The organism is Roseovarius litoreus (assembly GCF_900142765.1).
GTDB lineage: Bacteria > Pseudomonadota > Alphaproteobacteria > Rhodobacterales > Rhodobacteraceae > Roseovarius > Roseovarius litoreus.
Map to the genome: position 1 here is coordinate 167,475 of NZ_FRCB01000003.1, position 14,625 is coordinate 182,099.

The following is a 14,625-nucleotide window of genomic DNA, read 5'->3' on the forward strand; positions in this document are numbered from 1 at the left end:
AAAGTTCATGGCTGATAAATCCGACCTGTCCTTCACAGGTCTCACAGACGAGCAGGCCCAGGAGCTGCATTCGGTCTACATGAGCGGCCTTTGGCTGTTCGCGCTGATTGCAGTGGTTGCACACATCGCAACCTTCATCTGGTTCCCGTGGTTCTAAGGAAGGGGTATAGAAATGGCTAAATTCTACAAGATCTGGCTCATCTTCGACCCCCGCCGCGTGTTCGTGGCGCAGGGCGCGTTCCTGTTTCTGCTCGCAGCGATGATCCACCTCGTGCTTCTGAGCACCGACGGTTTCAACTGGTTTGAAATCGCCGCTGCCAAGTACGGCGGCTGATCAGCTGATGCAAGACAGCGCTGCGGGCGGGGCCTGTCCCGCCCGCGGCTACCAAGACCAAGTTTAGATCCGGTTGGCTCCGGGCCAGAGGGCCCCGCGAGTCGCCATATGCGGAGGCTGCGAAAATGGCTGTGCTCAGTTTCGAACGAAAATACCGGGTCCGCGGAGGGACGCTGATCGGCGGCGATCTGTTCGACTTCTGGGTCGGACCTTTCTACGTTGGCTTCTTCGGTGTCACGGCGGCGTTCTTTGCCGCCCTGGGGACCATCCTTATATTCTGGGGCGCTGCCCATCAGGGCACCTTCAATCCCTGGCTGATCAACATCGCGCCGCCCGACCTGAAATACGGTCTGGGGCTGGCACCGCTCATGGAGGGCGGTCTTTGGCAGATCATCACGATCTGCGCGCTAGGCGCCTTCATCAGCTGGGCGCTACGAGAGGTCGAGATCTGCCGCAAACTGGGCATGGGCTATCATGTGCCCTTCGCCTTCAGTGTCGCGATCTTCGCCTATGCCACACTGGTGGTGTTCCGTCCCTTGCTGATGGGCGCATGGGGGCATGGCTTCCCATATGGCATCTTCAGCCACCTCGATTGGGTGTCGAACACCGGCTACGCCTATCTGCACTTCCATTACAATCCGGCGCATATGCTGGCGGTGACCTTCTTCTTCACCACCACGCTGGCGCTGGCGCTGCATGGCGGCCTGATCCTGTCGGCTGCCAACCCCGAGAAGGGCGAAGAGGCCAAATCGCCCGATCACGAGGATACGTTCTTCCGCGATTTCATCGGTTACTCGGTGGGCACGCTGGGGATTCACCGCGTCGGTTTGCTGCTGGCGCTCAATGCCGGGTTCTGGTCGGCGGTCTGCATCATCATCAGCGGACCTCTCTGGACCAAGGGCTGGCCCGAGTGGTGGAACTGGTGGCTTGAGCTGCCGATCTGGCCCTCTCAGGTGGGGATGTAACAAATGCCCGAATATCAGAACATATTCACACAAGTTCAGGTCCAGGGCCCGCCCGAATGGGGCATGGACAACGAAAACAACATGGCCGAAGAGCGGATCGGCAAGCCGTTCTTCAGCACCCTGGTCGGCTGGATGGGCAACGCACAGATCGGTCCGGTCTATCTTGGCTGGACCGGGATGATCAGCCTGCTGACAGGTGTCCTGTGGTTCAACATCGTGGGTCTGAACATGCTGGCGCAGGTCGGCTGGTCGATCCCCGAGTTCCTGCGGCAGGGCTTCTGGCTGGCGCTTGAACCGCCCGGCCCCGAACACGGCCTGTCGATGCCGCCGCTCAATGACGGGGGCTGGTATATCATCTCGAGCTTCTTCCTGCTGGTCAGTGTCATGACATGGTGGCTGCGCTCGTATCTGCTGGCTCAGCAGCACAAGATGGGCAAGCATATCGCCTGGGCCTTCGGCTCCGCGATCTGGCTGTTCCTGGTGCTGGGGCTGTTCCGTCCGATCCTGATGGGGTCATGGTCCGAGGCTGTGCCTTACGGCATCTTCCCGCATCTCGACTGGACCACGGCGTTCTCGATCCGCTACGGCAATCTGTACTACAACCCGTTCCACTGTCTCTCGATCGTGTTCCTTTATGGCTCGGTGCTGCTGTTCGCGATGCATGGGGCGACCATCCTTGCCGTGACCCGCTTCGGCGGCGACCGTGAGCTGGAGCAGATCTATGACCGCGGCACGGCGAGCGAGCGTGCGGCCCTGTTCTGGCGCTGGACCATGGGGTTCAATGCCACGATGGAGGGTATTCACCGCTGGGCCTGGTGGTTCGCGGTACTGACGCCAATCACCGGCGGTATCGGGATCCTGCTGACAGGCACGGTTGTCGACAACTGGTTCATCTGGGCTCAGGAGCACAACTTCGCGCCGATGTACGATGGGTCTTACGGCTATGAGAGCTTTGGGTCTTATGAAGCCTTCATCGGGCAGGAGGACTGAGCGATGTTTCCCAAATGGTTTGACAAATGGAACCGGGACAATCCCACGGACGTCTTCCGTCCGGCGATCATCATCGGCACGGTGGGCGGGGCAGTCTTTGCCGCCACCATGCTGATCGCATGGGGGCAGCCCTTCGCAACCGACAGCATGCAGACCGGTCCGCGCGGCACGGGGATGTCCGTCCCCGAATTCACCGCCGATCTGGCGAAGCCCGATCCCGATATCGAGCTTCTGATCGAGGATCCGCCCTTCGTGCCCGAACCGGGTGAAGCCCTGGCCAAGGACATCTACCAGAACGTTCAGGTTCTGGGCGATCTGACCGATGCCAACTTCAACCGGCTGATGGCGGCGATGACCCGGTGGGTTTCGCCCGAGCAGGGCTGCGCCTATTGCCACGGCGATGGCGACATCGAGACCTACGGCGAGGACAACCTTTACACCAAGGTCGTCGCCCGCCGGATGATCCAGATGACGCAGAACCTCAACGAGGCATGGGACGGTCACGTCAACGCCAACAAACAGGTCGGCGTGACCTGCATGACCTGCCACCGCGGACAGAACGTTCCCAGCGACATCTGGTTCAAGATGGGCGATGTGAACGAGACGATGGCGGGCTGGTCGGCCAATCAGAACCGGGTGACGGCACAAAGCCAGTTCACCTCTCTGCCCTCGGACGCGCTGGAGAAATACCTGCTCGATGGCGAGGTGATCGCGGTGCACGATCTGGAAAGCCGCGTTGCGGGTATTCCGGGCACGGATGGCTATCCGGGCATCCAGCAGGCCGAGCGGACCTATTCGCTGATGAACTATGTCAGCAACTCGCTCGGGGTGAACTGCGTGTTCTGCCACAACAGCCGCGCCTTCTATGACGGTGCGCAAGTGACCCCGCAATGGGCCACCGAAAGCCTTGGCATCCAGATGGTGCTCGAGATGAACAACGAATATCTCGTGCCGCTTCAGGATCAGTATCCGCCCGAACGTCTTGGGCCGGTTCATGCCGATGCGCCGAAGGCGGCCTGCAAGACCTGCCACAAGGGCTATCAGCAGCCGCTGCAGGGCACGAACGTCATCAAGGACTGGCCGGAACTGGCCACGACGGGCGCGCCGGATTACGGCAACTGAGCTGAAACAGGGAACGGCGCGCCATCCCGCGCGCCGTTCCGTTCTCATCGCGCCGCCTGCGTCCCGACCCCGTTGCGCGGGCGACGCCAGAGCCACCGAAAAGGGGGGCCGCGATGCCCAGCGAAAAACCACACACACCGTTGCTCGACCGTGTTGCAGGTCCGTCGGACCTGCGCCAGATGCCGGATCGGGATCTCGCCCGGCTGGCCCAGGAGCTGCGATCCGAGGTGATCTCGGCCGTGTCGGAAACCGGCGGCCATCTGGGATCGAGCCTTGGCGTTGTGGAACTGACGGTGGCGATCCATGCGGTGTTCAGCACACCGATGGACAAGCTGATCTGGGATGTCGGCCATCAATGCTACCCTCACAAGATCCTGACCGGACGGCGGGACCGCATCCGCACGCTGCGCCAGAAAGACGGGTTGAGCGGCTTCACCAAGAGATCCGAGTCGCCCTATGACCCGTTCGGGGCAGCGCATAGCTCGACCTCGATCAGTGCCGCACTTGGCTTTGCGGTGGGGCGCGACATGGGTCAGGCCACGGGCGATGCGATCGCGGTGATCGGCGACGGGTCGATCAGTGCGGGCATGGCCTATGAGGCGATGAACAATGCCGGGCACGAGGGGCGACGGCTGTTCGTGATCCTGAACGACAATGAAATGAGCATCGCGCCGCCCGTGGGGGCGATGTCGTCCTATCTCAGCCGGCTTTATGCCAACGAGCCGCTGGCGCGCATGGCGTCGCTGGCCGAAGGCTTCGAGGCGGCGATGCCTGCGCCGATGCGCGAGGGCGCCAAGCGCGCCCGCCAGTTGGTGACCGGGCTGACCGGGTCCGGCACCTTGTTCGAGGAACTGGGCTTCGAGTATGTCGGGCCGATCGACGGGCATGACATGAGCCAGCTTCTGCCGGTGCTGCGCGCGGCACGGACCCGTGCCACCGGGCCGGTCCTGATCCATTGCTGCACGGTCAAGGGCAAGGGCTATGCCCCCGCCGAGACAAGCGCCGACAAGTATCATGGCGTGGCCAAATTCGACGTGGCCACCGGTGCGCAGAACAAGTCATCGGGCGGCACCCCGTCCTATACCTCGATTTTCGGCCAATCGCTGACCGAAGAGGCCGCGCGCGATCCCGATATCGTGGCGGTCACCGCCGCGATGCCCTCGGGTACCGGGCTGGACGTGATGGCCGCTAGGTTCCCTGCGCGCGTCTTCGACGTGGGCATCGCCGAGCAGCACGCGGTGACCTTTGCCGCCGGGATGGCGGCGAGCGGGTTGAAGCCGTTCTGCGCGATCTATTCCACCTTCCTGCAGCGCGGCTATGACCAGGTGGTGCATGACGTGGCCCTGCAGGGCCTGCCGGTGCGCTTCGCGATTGATCGCGCGGGGCTGGTGGGGGCGGATGGCGCGACCCATGCGGGCGCCTTTGACATCGGTTATCTATCCAGTCTGCCGGGATTCACCGTGATGGCGGCGGCTGACGAGGCCGAATTGAAGCATATGGTGGCCACGGCCGCCGCGCATGATGCCGGCCCCATCGCCTTCCGCTATCCGCGCGGATCGGGCATGGGCGTCGCGATCCCCGAGCGCGGCCAGGTTCTCAAGATCGGCAAGGGCCGGGTGCTGCGCGAGGGCACGGATGTGGCGATCCTGTCCTATGGCGCGCATCTGGCCGAATGCATCGAGGCAGTCGATCTGCTGGAGCGCGAGGGGCTGAGCGTCACGCTGGCCGATGCGCGCTTTGCCAAGCCGCTGGATATCGAGCTGGTGATGCAGCTGGCCGAAAAGCATCGCGCGCTGATCACGGTGGAGCAGGGGGCCGAGGGCGGCTTCGGCTCGATCGTCATGCACGCGCTGGCGCGCGAAGGCGCGTTCGACCGCGGGCTTGCGATGCGCAATGTCTGCCTGCCGGACCGGTTCATCGATCAGGCCAGCCCGGCCGACATGTATGCCGATGCCGGGATGACCGCCGCCGATATCGCGGCCACGGCACGGGCCGCGTCTGAGCGCACGGCACGGGTGGTGCCGCTCAGTCTGGCCAAGTAGGGGCCGTTCAAGCGACTGCCGGACAATGAAAAAGGACGCGCGGGGGATGCCCTGCGCGGCCTTTCAAACTGGCGTAATCTTTAAGACTTACGAGCCGCCCTTGGGGCCAACCGATGCAAGGTAGGCCCAGACGTTGACGGCGTCTTCTTCCTTGCGGACCTTGAAGGTCATCTTGCTGCGGCCTTTTTCGCCGGTATGCTCTTCGAGCCAGCTGGTTGGGTCCTGGACGTAGCCGACAAAGCCGGCCTCATCCCATGCAAGACCCTGTTCGCCTGCCGCGATCAGCAGGTCGGAATAGCGGAAGCCTTCGACCGACCCTGCGGTGCGCCCGACAATCCCGTAAAGATTCGGGCCGACCTGGCCGCCCTTGACGATGTTGTTGCCGTCGGCATCGGTGATCATGTGGCAGGCCTTGCACTGGTTGAAGGCCTTTTCGCCCGCCGCCGCGTCGCCGCTGGCGTGATCATCCGCGAATGCCGGCGCGGCCAGAGCCACAGCGGTCAGAAGCGTTGCATATTTCAGTTTCATCCGAAACCTCCCTTGGTTGCTCTGGCATAGTCAGGTAGCTTTACGCGCCCGATGTCAACCGTGTGATTGCCGGAAAAGGCAGGATTATGCCACGGCGTGAGCAATCGCGCATTGCTTCCAGAGCACGGTCAGCGCCTCGACCAGATGGTCGATATCGGCGTCGCTGTGCAAGGGGCCGGGGGTGAAGCGCAACCGTTCGGTGCCCTTGGGCACGGTCGGGTAATTGATCGGCTGCACATAGATGCCCCAGTCGCGCATCAGGATATCCGCCAGCATCCGGCATTTGACCGGATCCTTGATCATCACCGGGATGATATGGCTGGGATTGTCCAGATGCGGAATGCCCCGGCGATCCAGTTGCGCGCGCAGGCGCGCGACGCGGTCGCGCTGTTGCTGACGTTCGATCTGGGATGTCTTGAGATGCGCGATCGACGCCGTCGCCGCTGCCGCGACAGCCGGGGGCAGGGCAGTGGTGAAGATGAAGCCGCTGGCAAAGGAGCGGATGAAATCGCACATCGCGGTCGAGCCGGTCACATAGCCGCCCATGCAGCCATAGGCCTTGCCGAGCGTGCCCTCGATCAGGGTGATGCGGTCGGCCAGACCCAGCTCTTCGCTGACGCCGCCGCCGCGCGGGCCGTAAAGGCCCACGGCATGCACCTCGTCAAGATAGGTCATCGCGCCGTGCTTTTCGGCCACCTCGACGATTTCGGCCATCGGGCAGATATCACCATCCATCGAATAGACGGATTCGAAGGCCACGATCTTGGGCGCGTTGGCGGGCAGGGCCGACAGTTTGCGGTCCAGATCCTCGGGGTCGTTATGCTTCCAGATGACCTTGCTGGCGCGCGAATGGCGGATGCCTTCGATCATCGAGGCGTGGTTCAGCTCGTCGCTGAGGATCACCGCGTCGGGCAGGCGGCTGCCGAGCGTCGAGAGCGCGGCCCAGTTCGACACGTAGCCCGAGGTGAACAGCAGCGCGTCCTGCTTGCCATGCAGATCGGCCAGTTCGCGTTCCAGTTTGACATGCAGGTGATTGGTGCCCGAGATGTTGCGCGTGCCACCTGCGCCGGTGCCGCATTGGTCGATTGCATCCTTCATGGCCTGCCGCACGATCGGGTGCTGGCCCATGCCGAGATAATCGTTCGAGCACCAGACCGTCACCTCGTCGGGGGCCTCGTCATCATGGCTGATCGCCTTGGGGAATGCTCCGCAGCGGCGCTCGAGCTCCGCGAAGATGCGGTAGTTCCCTTCTTCTTTCAGCGCATCCAGCTGCGCGTTGAACATGGCGTCAAAATCCATGAGGTCCCTCCGGTCTTGTCTTGTGTTGTGATGGCTTGGGAGCGGGAAGCATCCAGCGCCAGAGTTTCGCATCGGGCAGCGGCAACACCATGAGCCAGTGTTCCAGCAGCGCGAGCAGGGTGATGGCGGTCAGCAGGGCAAAGCCCGCGATATCACCGGGCGCGGTGGCGGCATAAAGCCGTTCCAGCCAGCACGCGGCGGCGAATGTCAGGGCGGTGATCGAGATCGGAAAGACCCAGTTCAGCCGCGAAATCCGGAAATGGCTGGCCAGATGGCCAAGCGCTTCGGGCAGGAATTCGGTATTGATCCGCGGCACGCCGAAATAGAGGTTCAGCTTGGCCGAGATGCGCGCGAAATAGAGCGTCGTGAAGGTCCACAGGCCGAAGGTGTTCTCGGCCCCGTAGCCATAGAGCCACATGATGACGACAACCGCCGTCAGCAGGGTTTCATGATAGGCGATGGTGCCCCAGGCGCGCAGGAAGCGTTCCCATTCAGGCAGATCGTCGGGGCAGACCCGCAGGTTCGGCCCGGTGATTGCGCCGGTCAGGAAGGCCAGTTCGATCCAGCCCCAGATCGCCAAGGCGGCCAGAAACGCCCAATAGGCCGCGGCCAGGGTTTCGGAGGGCAAAGTCGCCTCGAACCCCCAGATCCCGACCACCAGCATCGGCAGACCCGCCAGTGTGGCGATGATCCGCGCGCGCCCACCCGAGCGGTCGGCGTAACGGACCACCATCAGGATCACGCCGGTGGAAAACCACCAGATGAAAAGCGCGAAAAGGGCGGCGATCCAAGGGCTTGTCATCTGCGCCCCCCACAACACCGCCCGAGGCACGGCACGCCGCGTGCGGCGCGGAGGGTTGCCCCCCCGCTCCGCATGGCGTGATATGCCGAGGCGCCGCGCATCAGTAGGCCGGCTCCATCCGGGTGCTGGCGGGCACCTGGTGACGCTTGGCGGGGATGAAGAAGAGCCCCGCAAAGGCCGTGGCCGCCCGCGCCTGCGCCGACACTTGCCGCAGCATGGCACCCAGACCGCTGTCCTGCTTGGCGCGCGCCAGATCGGCATTCGCCTTTTGCAGCTTGACCAACCCAGCCTGCCAGCGCGGATTTTCGATATCCAGCGTGATCGGGAAGATCTGCTTGGTCAGCGCGCTGGTCTTGGTAAAGACCTCGTGGGCATACCAGTCCGGATCGACGCCGAGCGCCTCGTGGAAGGCCGGGCGCTGATGATCGCGCACATACATCGTGGCATAGACCGCGGTGAGGAAGAACTTGATCCACCACACATTGACGCCCGATGTCAGCTTGGGGTCGGTCTTCATCAAAAGGGCGAAGGCCTCGCCATGGCTGAACTCGTCGTTGCACCACTCCTCGAACCATTTGAAGATCGGATGGAACCGATGCTGCGGGTTCGCCTCGAGGTGGCGGAAGATCGTGATATAGCGGGCATAGCCGATCTTTTCCGACAGGTAGGTGGCGTAGTAGATGAACTTGGGCCGGAAATAGGTGTATTTCTTCTTCTGGGTCAGAAACCCGAGATTGACCGCAACACCGGCTTCACGAAGGGCATCATTGATGAAGCCCGCGTGCCGCGCCTCGTCGCGCGCCATCAGCTGGAACAGCTGCGTGATGTCCGAATTGGACCCGCGCCGCTTCATTTCCTTGTAGAGCACGCAGCCCGAGAATTCGGCGGTGCAGCTGGAGATCAGGAAATCGATGAATTCCTTCTTCAGCTTGGGCTCCATGTTGTCCCAGTCGACGTGATCCCAGTCTTCGTTCTTCTTGAAATGACCCTTGTTGGGGTCGCTTTCCATCTGGTCGATCAGCTTGTCCCAGTCCTCGCGGACCGAGCTGACATCGATCGCGTCGAGCTCGTCGAAATCGGTGGTGTAGAAGCGCGGGGTGAGCAGGGTGTTCTGCATGGCCACATCGGTGGCGGCCTTGCTGTCGAACTTGGACTGCTCTTCCTGAATGGCGAGACCTTCCTCGACGGTGGTGGCGTCGGCGGAGTGCTTGGGCTGCATGTTCATAGCGTCACCTCCTCGGAGAAGGAGAATTCGCACAGCTCCATCACTTCGAAATCGCCGGTCAGCCGCGTCCAGAGCTGTTCCAGCTTGGAGGCGCGAAAGATGATCGCGTCGCGATCCTCGGATACGATCTCGCCGAAGGGGGCCATGATCTCGGGCCCCTGGACCTTGACCTCGTCACCCGGATAGATGACGGCCCCGTTGTTGAACCGCACATGCGCGTGCAGCGACTCGAATTTATGACTGATTTCCACAGTGCACGGCGCGTGCTCTATTTCCTTGGTAAGCCATCCCATTCTTGGCCTCCTTTCCCTATTGTGCCAGCAGCCGCGCGAAGGCCCTGGCGTTATCTGCACCGAATCCCATTAAATCGGCGCCCCAGCCCGTGCTGGGATCCTTGATCTCGACCCGGCCATTGTCGCGCCGGATCAAGACGACGGGCCCGTCAAGGGCCACGCGATGCTTCGTGCGTTCGCGCAGAACAACGCGCCAGACGCCCGAAATGAAACCGCCCTCAGCGGGCGTCAGGTCGGCAACAAGCGTGCCGTCGAGATTGTGAACCGTGGCCGAGCCGGACATGTCGCCCGACAGGATCACCTCGCGGCTGACCACGATCTCGCCCTCGGGGGGCGTCGCGATCAGCGGGCGGTCGGTGACCCGGGCGATGGTGACCAGTGCAAGCACGGTCAGGACAAGGGCCAGCATGGCGCGCGTCATGACGCGCGGGATCAGCTCCTTGTCGTGGGGGTTGCGGCGCGGTTGGCCGTGGGTGTCGATCTGGGTCATGGCGGTGTCCCTTTCGTCTGACTATTCGGCCGCGACGGTCGCGGCGGCGCTGTGGCGTTCGACCTTGGGCGTGCTGACACGGGCCTCGGCGGCTTCGGCCAGCAGGTGGGCGATCTTCTCGGCGTCGGGGATACAGCGCAGCGCGGGTTGTGTTCGGCGAATGACCCAGGGGCGCACATGCGGCCAGCAGACAAGATAGCTTAGACGCGTGTTGCCCATCAGGTCCAGCGCGATCGTTCCGGTGCCGTCACGATGCAGGCGCAGATCGGCGTTGCGCAGCTGGGTGAAGGGCAGGTTCAGCGTGACGGTCAGTGCCGCACCGATCCGCATGGCGACCCGGCGGTTGGTGATGGTGTAGACGGTGGCGCGGGCCTGTACATAGCCCACGATCAGCAGGATCGCACAAACGATCCCGCCGAGGATGATGAACGGAAACGAGGCCCGGAAGGCGCTGGCTGCGCTGACCTGATCCATCAGCGTGACATAGCGCCAGACCGCCAGAACCACGAAATAGACGGCCACCCAGTAAAGGTTGAGTGAATCGCGTGTCAGCGCCCACCAGTGGGGTTTGCCCTGCCATAGGATATGCTCGCCCTCGGGGGGGCGTTCGGGCAGTCCCTTGACGGGCTCTGATGCGAAATCGTCGTGATCGTGGCTCATGGCGGTCTCCCTTGCTTCTGCTTCAGCCCAGTTGCGGCTCAAGCCGCTCTTCGGAGGCGTAGAGCGTGCCGCCGGCGTAGTAGCCGCTGATCTTGTCTTCCTCGAGCATGGTCACCTGGTTCGGTGAGGCATGCTGCGGAACTCCGGCGAAATGCTTGCCGAAGATCGAGCGGATCTTGACGTGGTTCGATTTGATCCGGGCCATCGGCAGGGGCACCAGCCGCTTGCCGCCGCCATGATCGGCGTCGAGGTCGATTTCCAGATAGCGGACCATCTGTTCCGGCTCGTCGATCCACATGTCGCTGATCGCACCCACCACCTCGCCGTCGCCCGCCATCACAGGCAGACCACGCGGGTCGCGGCCGGCGGCGACATGGAAATGCTCGGTCGCGGCCATCGGGACGATCTTGGGGTGACCCTTGCCGTCAAGCTCGGGCATGTCGCGGCGCGGCGCCCAGGATGCGGGGCCGACGCCATCGACCATCGGATCGCCCGTGGGAACGAAGGGAAAGCCGTTGCCCGAAGCGGTCTTGCGCAGGGCGATATCCTTGCGCTCGGGCGTTTGCCCCGAGGGAACGGTCACGTCGCCGCGGCCATGGGGCAGGCGGAACGTCTTGTCGTCAGGCACCGGGAACAGCCCCTGGTTGGCCGAGACGTTGCCGTCATCGTCCTCCAGAGGGTAGCCCTCGCGCATGTTCTCGCGCTGAATGTAGAAGATCAGCGCGGCGAAGAAGAAATAGAACAGCCAGAGCGACAAGCTGGCCAGATCGAATTGTCCAAAGAAGGTCTCGGTCATGTCGGTATCCTTTCCGAGCAACGGCAGGTCATGTGGGGAAGTCGGCCAGGCCGATACGGGCCGCTCCCTTTTGGGTTTCGGGTGTGGTATCCGCGCGCACCAGACGGACCAGCGGTCCGAGGGCGGCGAGGGTGACGAAAAGCAGGCCGATCTCGAGGTGATAGACGAACGAGTAGCCTGTGGCGGGGGTGTTCAGCGCCTCGCCCAAAGAACCGGAGGTCGCGGCGGCATTGATCCAGTCGCGCAGCCCGCCGCCCAGAGCGATCGAGAGGCCTGCGGCCGTGGCCTGTGCCGCGCCCCACGCGCCAAGCGCAAGGCCGTGTCCGGCCGTGCCGCTGGTGTGCATGGTCATCGCGGCCGTCAGGGTCGAGACCGCGAACAAACCGCCGCCAAGCCCGATCAGGCCCGCGCCGGCAAAGAACATCACCGGCGATCCCATGGGCGCGGCGAAGATCACCACCGAGAACGCCGCCACACCGGTCAGCAGGCCGAATGCGGCCAGACGATAGGGATCGCGCCCCTGTGCCAGCATCTTGCCCGCCATGGTGAAGCCGATCAGTGCGCCGATGGCCCAAACGGCGGTCAGCATTGTGGTCGAGGACACTGACAGGCCCAGGATCTCGCCGCCGTAAGGTTCAAGCAGAACATCCTGCATGTTGAAGGCCATGGTCCCCAGAAACACCACCGCCAGAAGGCGCCCGGCCTGTCCGCCTGCGATAAGATCGGCCCATGCGTCGCCAAAGCGCGGGCGCGGGGCCTCGCGTTCGGCGCGGCTCATCGGGGTGACTTTTTCCTGTTTCCAGAGCGCAATCAGGTTCAGAACGATGCCCACGACGGCCGCACCCTGCACCACACGGATCAGCCTGAACGGCGAGAAATCCTTGAGCAGCCAGCCGATGATGACCGCCGACAGGCCCATGCCCACAAGGAACATCACGTAAAGCAGGGCCACCACGCGGGGCCGGGTCTCGTCATCGGCGCGGTCGGTCGCCAGCGCCAGACCGGCGGTCTGTGTCATGTGCAGGCCGAGGCCCGTCATCAGGAATGCGAGGGCCGCCAGCACCTCGCCCGCCCATGCCGGGCCTACGGCCTGCTGACCCGACAGCACCAGAAGGGCGAAAGGCATCACCGCCAATCCTCCCATCTGCCACAACGAGCCAAACCAGATATACGGAATGCGCTTCCAGCCGATCGCGCTGCGATGCGTGTCCGACCGGAAGCCCAGAAGCGCCCGGAACGGCGCGATCAGCACCGGCAGGGCGATCATCATCGCCACGATGGTCGCCGGCACCGAAAGCTCGACGATCATCACGCGGTTGAGCGTGCCCAGAAGCAGAACCGTCGCCATCCCCACCGACACCTGAAACAGCGACAGGCGCAGAAGCTGCGCCATCGGCAGCCCCTCGCTTGCGGCATCCGCGAAAGGCAGGATGCGGCTTGTCAGATGGATCAGTCGAGAGGGACGGCGCTGGCTCATCGTGACAGCTCCATGGCTTGCGAAATGTAGAAGCCCGAGGTGATCCGCGTGAGCGGCGAGAGGCGCGCATCCGTGCCGGTTTCGGCCAGCGCGCGGCTCAACCCGTCTGCGGCATGGGGCACCATGGTGGGCGAGCGATCAGCGCGGGGGAACATCTGCCCCATGCGCCACATCGCCATCAGAAGCGGCGTGCGCGGTGCCACGGTGAACACCATCTTGCCGCTCATGCGCAGCGCCAGCCCGGCCAGCGCGCGCGAGATATCGGCCTGCGAGTAATAGATCAGGCTGTCCATCGCGACCACGTGATCGAACGAACCCAGCCGGTCGGACAGCATGTCGCCCGAATGAAACTTCACCCGTGCCGACAGATCGATGGGCAGGCGTTTGCGCGCGATCGCGACCAGCGAGGGCGAGATATCCACCGCCACCACATCGGCCCCGCGCGCCGCCAGTTCAGCCGTCATCTGCCCTGCGCCGCAGCCCGCATCCAGCACCCGTGCGCCGGTCAGGTCATCGGGCAGGCGCGACAGGATCTGTGCGCGCATCCTGTCCCGGCCCGCCCGGACCGTTTCACGGATGCGGCTGACCGGCGCATCGCTGGTCAGCCGTTCCCATGTCCGGGTCGCGGTCTTGTCGAAATAGGTCTCGACCGAGGCGAGGGTGCGGTCATAGGACATCAGTCAAACCCCAGCAGTTCAAAGATGTCGCGGTCTTCCATCGGCGCCGGAACCAGCGGCTCGGTGCCGTTCCACAGCGTCTCGGCCAGCCGGATGTATTCCTTGCGGCAATTGACGACGTCTTCCTCGTCATCCATCTCGAACAGCGTCTTTTTCTTCAGACGCGACCGGCGGATGGCATCCACATCGGGCATATGCGCGATCCGGTTGAAGCCGATCTCGGCGCAGTAGCGGTCCACCTCGTCAGTATCCTTCGAGCGGTTCGCCACGCAGCCCGCCAGCCGGACCTTGTAATTGGCCGACTTGGCCTGAACCGCCGCGATGATCCGGTTCATCGCGTAGATCGAGTCGAAATCATTGGCCGTCACGATCAGCGCCCGGTCGGCATGCTGCAGGGGGGCGGCAAAGCCGCCGCAGACCACATCGCCCAGCACGTCGAAGATCACCACATCGGTGTCTTCCAGCATGTGATGCTGCTTGAGCAGCTTGACGGTCTGACCCACCACATAGCCGCCGCATCCGGTCCCGGCGGGCGGGCCGCCCGCCTCGACGCATTTCACCCCGCCCCAGCCGGTTGCCACGAAATCCTCGGGGCGCAGCTCTTCGGGGTGGAAATCGACCTCCTTGAGAATGTCGATCACCGTGGGCTGAAGCCGTCCGGTCAGCGTGAAGGTGCTGTCATGCTTGGGGTCGCAGCCGATCTGCAACACCCGCTTGCCCATCTTGGCGAAGGCCGCCGACAGGTTCGAGCTGGTGGTCGATTTGCCGATGCCGCCCTTGCCATAGACCGAGAACACCTTGGCGCCCTCGATCTTCGTCGAAGCGTCCTGGTGAACCTGTACGGAGCCTTCTCCGTCCTGTCCCTTGAGCGTCGGAATTTCGTCGCGAGGGCTCATGTCTGGCCTGTCCTTCCTGAATGTCGTGT

17 protein-coding genes are annotated in these 14,625 nt (G+C 63.5%); 6 read left to right on the forward strand and 11 right to left on the reverse strand.

Annotated elements, in window-relative coordinates:
- Positions 1-7: 7 nt before the first annotated feature.
- From pufB to dxs, 6 genes are all read left to right on the forward strand, one after another.
- Positions 8-157: a light-harvesting antenna LH1, beta subunit gene (gene pufB, locus F3H35_RS07260; RefSeq protein ID WP_007814244.1), complete on the forward strand. Its 150-nt coding sequence runs from the start codon at positions 8-10 to the stop codon at positions 155-157.
- A 15-nt stretch (positions 158-172) separates the two neighbouring features.
- On the forward strand, positions 173-334 hold the full coding sequence (gene pufA, locus F3H35_RS07265) for a light-harvesting antenna LH1, alpha subunit (protein WP_007814242.1): 162 nt from the start codon (positions 173-175) through the stop codon (positions 332-334).
- A 125-nt stretch (positions 335-459) separates the two neighbouring features.
- A complete protein-coding gene (gene pufL, locus F3H35_RS07270) occupies positions 460-1,299 on the forward strand; it encodes a photosynthetic reaction center subunit L (protein WP_149778956.1) in 840 nt (279 codons plus the stop codon).
- Positions 1,300-1,302: 3 nt separating this feature from the next.
- The gene (gene pufM, locus F3H35_RS07275; RefSeq protein ID WP_149778957.1) at positions 1,303-2,289 is read left to right on the forward strand and encodes a photosynthetic reaction center subunit M; all 987 of its coding nucleotides are present in this window, start codon (positions 1,303-1,305) and stop codon (positions 2,287-2,289) included.
- Positions 2,290-2,292: 3 nt separating this feature from the next.
- Positions 2,293-3,411 (forward strand): photosynthetic reaction center cytochrome PufC, encoded by a 1,119-nt coding sequence (gene pufC / locus F3H35_RS07280; RefSeq protein WP_149778958.1) that lies wholly within the window; start codon positions 2,293-2,295, stop codon positions 3,409-3,411.
- Between the two features lie 113 nt (positions 3,412-3,524).
- The gene (gene dxs / locus F3H35_RS07285) at positions 3,525-5,453 is read left to right on the forward strand and encodes a 1-deoxy-D-xylulose-5-phosphate synthase (RefSeq protein ID WP_149778959.1); all 1,929 of its coding nucleotides are present in this window, start codon (positions 3,525-3,527) and stop codon (positions 5,451-5,453) included.
- A gap of 87 nt (positions 5,454-5,540) precedes the next feature.
- On the opposite strand, the gene F3H35_RS07290 is transcribed toward dxs, so the two are convergent.
- From F3H35_RS07290 to bchL, 11 genes are all read right to left on the reverse strand, one after another.
- Complete coding sequence (locus tag F3H35_RS07290) at positions 5,541-5,981, reverse strand: c-type cytochrome (RefSeq protein ID WP_149778960.1); 441 nt, start codon at positions 5,979-5,981, stop codon at positions 5,541-5,543.
- Positions 5,982-6,065: 84 nt separating this feature from the next.
- Positions 6,066-7,280: a 5-aminolevulinate synthase gene (gene hemA, locus F3H35_RS07295; protein ID WP_149778961.1), complete on the reverse strand. Its 1,215-nt coding sequence runs from the start codon at positions 7,278-7,280 to the stop codon at positions 6,066-6,068.
- Positions 7,270-8,082: a putative photosynthetic complex assembly protein PuhE gene (gene puhE, locus F3H35_RS07300; protein ID WP_149778962.1), complete on the reverse strand. Its 813-nt coding sequence runs from the start codon at positions 8,080-8,082 to the stop codon at positions 7,270-7,272. The genes hemA and puhE overlap by 11 nt, the downstream gene beginning before the upstream one ends.
- A 100-nt stretch (positions 8,083-8,182) precedes the next feature.
- Positions 8,183-9,307, reverse strand: coding sequence for a magnesium-protoporphyrin IX monomethyl ester (oxidative) cyclase (acsF, locus tag F3H35_RS07305; protein ID WP_149778963.1), 1,125 nt, complete (start codon positions 9,305-9,307; stop codon positions 8,183-8,185).
- Positions 9,304-9,600: a hypothetical protein gene (locus tag F3H35_RS07310; RefSeq protein ID WP_007814225.1), complete on the reverse strand. Its 297-nt coding sequence runs from the start codon at positions 9,598-9,600 to the stop codon at positions 9,304-9,306. Before F3H35_RS07310 ends, acsF begins: the two co-directional genes overlap by 4 nt.
- Positions 9,601-9,616: 16 nt before the next feature.
- A complete protein-coding gene (gene puhC / locus F3H35_RS07315; protein WP_149778964.1) occupies positions 9,617-10,090 on the reverse strand; it encodes a photosynthetic complex assembly protein PuhC in 474 nt (157 codons plus the stop codon).
- Between the two features lie 21 nt (positions 10,091-10,111).
- A complete protein-coding gene (puhB, locus tag F3H35_RS07320) occupies positions 10,112-10,750 on the reverse strand; it encodes a photosynthetic complex putative assembly protein PuhB (RefSeq protein WP_149778965.1) in 639 nt (212 codons plus the stop codon).
- Positions 10,751-10,772: 22 nt separating this feature from the next.
- Entirely contained in the window at positions 10,773-11,546 is a 774-nt protein-coding gene (gene puhA, locus F3H35_RS07325; protein WP_149778966.1) for a photosynthetic reaction center subunit H, read from the reverse strand.
- A 28-nt stretch (positions 11,547-11,574) separates the two neighbouring features.
- Complete coding sequence (locus F3H35_RS07330) at positions 11,575-13,023, reverse strand: PucC family protein (RefSeq protein ID WP_149778967.1); 1,449 nt, start codon at positions 13,021-13,023, stop codon at positions 11,575-11,577.
- Positions 13,020-13,700 carry a magnesium protoporphyrin IX methyltransferase gene (gene bchM, locus F3H35_RS07335; RefSeq protein WP_149778968.1) on the reverse strand — a complete coding sequence of 227 codons (681 nt, stop codon included), beginning with the start codon at positions 13,698-13,700 and terminating at the stop codon, positions 13,020-13,022. Before bchM ends, F3H35_RS07330 begins: the two co-directional genes overlap by 4 nt.
- Complete coding sequence (gene bchL, locus F3H35_RS07340) at positions 13,700-14,596, reverse strand: ferredoxin:protochlorophyllide reductase (ATP-dependent) iron-sulfur ATP-binding protein (RefSeq protein WP_007814214.1); 897 nt, start codon at positions 14,594-14,596, stop codon at positions 13,700-13,702. The genes bchM and bchL overlap by 1 nt, the downstream gene beginning before the upstream one ends.
- Positions 14,597-14,625: the final 29 nt, after the last annotated feature.

Coding starts and splice junctions, on each gene's coding strand:
- puhB (WP_149778965.1), bottom strand. CDS start 10,750: ATGAGCCACGATCACGACGATTTCGCATCAGAGCCCGTCAAGGGACTG.
- F3H35_RS07330 (WP_149778967.1), bottom strand. CDS start 13,023: ATGAGCCAGCGCCGTCCCTCTCGACTGATCCATCTGACAAGCCGCATC.
- dxs (WP_149778959.1), top strand. CDS start 3,525: ATGCCCAGCGAAAAACCACACACACCGTTGCTCGACCGTGTTGCAGGT.
- puhA (WP_149778966.1), bottom strand. CDS start 11,546: ATGACCGAGACCTTCTTTGGACAATTCGATCTGGCCAGCTTGTCGCTC.
- puhC (WP_149778964.1), bottom strand. CDS start 10,090: ATGACCCAGATCGACACCCACGGCCAACCGCGCCGCAACCCCCACGAC.
- F3H35_RS07310 (WP_007814225.1), bottom strand. CDS start 9,600: ATGGGATGGCTTACCAAGGAAATAGAGCACGCGCCGTGCACTGTGGAA.
- pufA (WP_007814242.1), top strand. CDS start 173: ATGGCTAAATTCTACAAGATCTGGCTCATCTTCGACCCCCGCCGCGTG.
- bchM (WP_149778968.1), bottom strand. CDS start 13,700: ATGTCCTATGACCGCACCCTCGCCTCGGTCGAGACCTATTTCGACAAG.
- pufC (WP_149778958.1), top strand. CDS start 2,293: ATGTTTCCCAAATGGTTTGACAAATGGAACCGGGACAATCCCACGGAC.
- pufM (WP_149778957.1), top strand. CDS start 1,303: ATGCCCGAATATCAGAACATATTCACACAAGTTCAGGTCCAGGGCCCG.
- pufL (WP_149778956.1), top strand. CDS start 460: ATGGCTGTGCTCAGTTTCGAACGAAAATACCGGGTCCGCGGAGGGACG.
- puhE (WP_149778962.1), bottom strand. CDS start 8,082: ATGACAAGCCCTTGGATCGCCGCCCTTTTCGCGCTTTTCATCTGGTGG.
- F3H35_RS07290 (WP_149778960.1), bottom strand. CDS start 5,981: ATGAAACTGAAATATGCAACGCTTCTGACCGCTGTGGCTCTGGCCGCG.
- hemA (WP_149778961.1), bottom strand. CDS start 7,280: ATGGATTTTGACGCCATGTTCAACGCGCAGCTGGATGCGCTGAAAGAA.
- bchL (WP_007814214.1), bottom strand. CDS start 14,596: ATGAGCCCTCGCGACGAAATTCCGACGCTCAAGGGACAGGACGGAGAA.
- acsF (WP_149778963.1), bottom strand. CDS start 9,307: ATGAACATGCAGCCCAAGCACTCCGCCGACGCCACCACCGTCGAGGAA.
- pufB (WP_007814244.1), top strand. CDS start 8: ATGGCTGATAAATCCGACCTGTCCTTCACAGGTCTCACAGACGAGCAG.